Genomic DNA, 3,823 nt, shown 5'->3' with positions numbered 1-3,823 from the left:
ATAATCAAACCAATAGTTTGATTCAATAGTCCATATTTTATGAAACTATGAATGAACAAACTACCTGCCAAACCCCCAAATATTAACCAACGTAAAACGTTATCATTGAGGCGGAAATTTGATTTCATAAACTGTTACCTTGTGTTAAGTTATCAGAATTGTTGCCTAAACCAATTAATTTATTGACTAATTCTTGAGAGACGGATGACTTATTAGCCGCAGTAGTCAGGTCATCACCTGACTGTAAATACCCGATTAACGTTTGCAACCGTTTGTGTAGCTCATCTTGGTAATTCATTTGTCCATTTTTGATAGCGATCGCAATCCCGCCTCTAATTTGATTGATTGTTTGTTGTGTTTTGATTAGTGAAGATTGAGGCTTTTGAGGCAAAGGGGTTTGTGCTACACTCACTTCCCCACTTGTAATCACTACCTGACTATATTTAGGAGTGCCATTACTAGTTGCAAGTCGAAAACTGTAAGTCTTGCGATCGCCAGAAGCTGATTGTGTGACGACTGTAAGCAATGTGCTAGATGTTTGCGGTAAGCCTGGGATGTTGACTTTCTTTATCCGACGCAGATGAATTAGCCCCGCACCGGGATTAGAACAACTTTGGTCAAGCCCCTCTAAACAACCATCTGTGTCAACTAGAATTTGTGAGGGGTCGTCTAACCAAACTTTTTTGATAGTTTCCCCAGTTTCATAGAATGAAAGCACGACACCGTGACCATTCCAGACGTTGATAGTTTGTAGCTTGGCAGTTGTACCACTAGCTTGTGACTGCCTGATGGTACGCACGACTGGGGCGGCAATGGTGGTAAGGGGAGTTGCCGCGAGTGCGATCGCCAATGGAATACCAATCAGTAACTTTTTCATGGCAACTCCAGACTGCGATTAACTGTAACTGTGACCTTAGTCCCCGCCGAGATATACCAACTATTGGGACGAGCCATAATTTCTTGACTAGCGCGTTGATTGCGCTGGTTCATATTTTGGCTAACTTGACCGAAAAACCCCTCCATCAATGCACCAGTTATATTACGGCGGTTGCCACTGGTGCGTGTGCGGGTTCTGCCATCGTCATCCTCCCACTCCTCTTCGGTGTCGGGTTGGTTGATAATCTCGCCAACCTTGCCTAACCCTGACACAAGGCCGCCAAACACATCATTACGTGCAATTTCTCCGCCTCTGTCTTGGAATTTCTTGGCGATTAAGGGTTTTCCTCCCTCTCCAGTAATAGAAATCGCACCAGCCGATATTGGGTACTCGGTATTATCCTTGATTATCGCCCGGACGTGAGCGATCGCTCCTCCGCCACCATCTACCGAAACTAATTCCACTGCTAATGAAGTCCCCGCCTGTATTGCCACTTGCCCATAGTTATCCGGTAAATCTTGAGTTAGTTGGATGACAGACCTATTGCTATTAGCCCCTTGTGTTTTAGCAGCAGTATCTTGCTGAACTAAGGGTGTAACAATCACACCCGTAGCATATGTTCCCACCGTTAAATAACGAGTTTGTTTACCTTGAAGTATTTGGCTTTCCTGTGGTAAATAGTTACTGGCTAATAAACTAACCGATTTGTTAGATTTAGGAACCACTTGCCACCGGGGGCGGATTTTTTCAATAGAGTCGTTTGACCAGAGGGGTGTCGTTTGTTCAACAGGATCATTATTATTTATATCTGTAGGCTCATCCGCACGACTTTGATTTTGAGACGGTAAGAGCGTAGATTGGTCGCTAGTTTCGGCATAGGCAATTTTCCCGTAAGAACCGATGCTGCGGAGTTTGTTGATTTGAAGGAAGGGATCTACTTGCGTGACTGTTCGGTTAGATATAGAGGGTCTTGGAGAAAAACTCATGCGCGTTGGTGGCTCACTCCGGTAGGTTCTAATTGGTTGCTCACTCCGACGAGGTGTAGAACGTGGTTGTCGATTTTGAACAGTCCTTGGCGCTCCCCGTGGGGATGGTGGAGTGGACGGTACGACTTTTTCAGTTTTGGATACTGGTACTGCCGTAGGTTGCTCTTTATTATTAATTCGCCCTAATTCTCGTTCTTGATCAGATAGAGCCAGTTTTGCACGAGCATCGCCATCACCTTCCTCAGTTTGCTGTGCTTGTTCATCAGTAGCAGTAATAGTTTCCCCTGGCTTTTGAGCAATTTTTTGGGGTGGTGAAGGATTAAATACGCCATTTAGTAGTAAAAAAATCCCCAAAAAACCTACCCCAAAAGGTACAGCAATTATCAATAACCGTGACCAAGGGGAAGTCACAAAATTGTGCTTAGTAGGGACTAATAAACTTTCTGGTTCTAGCTGTTTGTCTGGGTGTTTTTTGTCGTCATCCCCTAGAGAAAGCAGTTTATCTACAGTTGATACTTTACCGTTATTTTCACTCATTTTCTTCTCCCTAAGTTCAAATCTACAATCTCTGTAATTTCTAATCCGGCGCGACGGGCGGAATAAATCTTCTTAGCTAAATCAGTAGTATTAGCGGGGGTATATTCTGGATTAGAAATTGATGAAACTGTAACTGTTTTATTAAAAGTGATTCCTGTGCCTGCGTTATCTGCACGGTCAAAAGTTACGAGTGTCCCAATAAAATCTATCTCCCATTTACCTTCTCTAATCTTGCGTGGATTAGAAATAAATCTAGGAATTAAAGATACTTGAGCATCACCATTAAATACACTCGTGGGAGTAATTGATGCTAGCTTTTTCAAAAATGCGGCTCTAAATCCACCATTTTCACTTAAAGCGAATGCAGCATCATAAGCTCTACTCGTAACCCTACTATTAGATTTATTATTAAGTCTTCCTACTTCTATCCCTGTATCTTGTTTAGTGATGGGTTCGCCTTTTTCATTGAAACCTTGTGTCAAACCATCCCAGTTGAACATTTTAATAAATGTGTCTGACACAAACTTTTTGATTACTTCATCAGACCGTTGCTTAGGGTCAACGGCTCTAGCTGTAATTGTCTCGCCTGATGATAGTTGTATTAAGGCCAATTGTTTTTTATTTAGTACCGAAATCGCTCCATAATTGAGGAATTGTAACAACAAAGATATAAAAGCCATTGAGAACCCAGCTAGAGAAATTAGCCCAACTCTTGTTGTGACATATTTGTTGTAACTGAGTAATTGTAATGGTTCTTTTTTGGAATGGGGTTTATTCTTATGATTTAGCATTTTTAATTAGGTATTGCGAATTGATTTGACAAACCTTCATTTTTTAGCACCTTTAGTGACAACAGTTTTAGCAATCCCAATAGCAATTCCAGTGTAAGTTTCCCTCGCTTTATTAATTTGAGTAAGCACAGCAATTCCGCCACCAGCAGCTAAACCTGTAGCTAGGAATGGAGCGAAAATGCCAATAGTAAACAGGAAGAACATCGGCTGATAACTTTTAGAATCAGCTACTAATTGTCCGGCGAAACCGACAATGATATTGAAGCAGAGTTTGCCAAAGCCGACGGTAAAATATCCAACCAACCAAGTATAAATAGATTTAGCACCGTAGGGCAGCAAAGAACCACCAACCGCTACTGGCCCAAGTAGTGCCGTTACCAGCATTGTTAATTCAATGCCCCATTGATATGCTCCATTCATGCCGACTAGAATGATAGTAATAATGTCTGTGATTGCCGACCCAACGAAGGCATTAATAGGAGCCAAAACTACATCCATTGGTGATGCTTTTTTCGCTATAGCATCCTTATAAGCGTCAATAGTACCGTTGATAGAATCAATAAACCAAGCAAACACCCCATCATTTTTTTTGAATTTATCTGGATATTTTTTGGTTAAATCTGATTTCGCTT

3 protein-coding genes and 1 pseudogene are annotated in these 3,823 nt (G+C 41.7%); all 4 read right to left on the bottom strand.

What is annotated here, in order from left to right; all coding sequences use genetic code 11:
* Positions 1-124: 124 nt before the first annotated feature.
* Entirely contained in the window at positions 125-877 is a 753-nt protein-coding gene (locus tag H6G83_RS34640) for a hypothetical protein (protein ID WP_190480693.1), read from the bottom strand.
* Positions 874-2,400: a TrbI/VirB10 family protein gene (locus tag H6G83_RS34635; RefSeq protein WP_190480691.1), complete on the bottom strand. Its 1,527-nt coding sequence runs from the start codon at positions 2,398-2,400 to the stop codon at positions 874-876. The genes H6G83_RS34640 and H6G83_RS34635 overlap by 4 nt, the downstream gene beginning before the upstream one ends.
* Positions 2,397-3,191 carry a hypothetical protein gene (locus H6G83_RS34630; RefSeq protein WP_190480689.1) on the bottom strand — a complete coding sequence of 265 codons (795 nt, stop codon included), beginning with the start codon at positions 3,189-3,191 and terminating at the stop codon, positions 2,397-2,399. Before H6G83_RS34630 ends, H6G83_RS34635 begins: the two co-directional genes overlap by 4 nt.
* Positions 3,192-3,227: 36 nt before the next feature.
* A pseudogene (locus H6G83_RS34625) lies at positions 3,228-3,823 on the bottom strand (hypothetical protein); the annotation flags it as partial.

This window comes from Anabaena azotica FACHB-119 (assembly GCF_014697625.1).
GTDB lineage: Bacteria > Cyanobacteriota > Cyanobacteriia > Cyanobacteriales > Nostocaceae > Trichormus > Trichormus azoticus_A.
This window is presented reverse-complemented; position numbering and strand designations above follow the sequence as displayed.

Coding starts and splice junctions, on each gene's coding strand:
- H6G83_RS34630 (WP_190480689.1), bottom strand. CDS start 3,191: ATGCTAAATCATAAGAATAAACCCCATTCCAAAAAAGAACCATTACAA.
- H6G83_RS34635 (WP_190480691.1), bottom strand. CDS start 2,400: ATGAGTGAAAATAACGGTAAAGTATCAACTGTAGATAAACTGCTTTCT.
- H6G83_RS34640 (WP_190480693.1), bottom strand. CDS start 877: ATGAAAAAGTTACTGATTGGTATTCCATTGGCGATCGCACTCGCGGCA.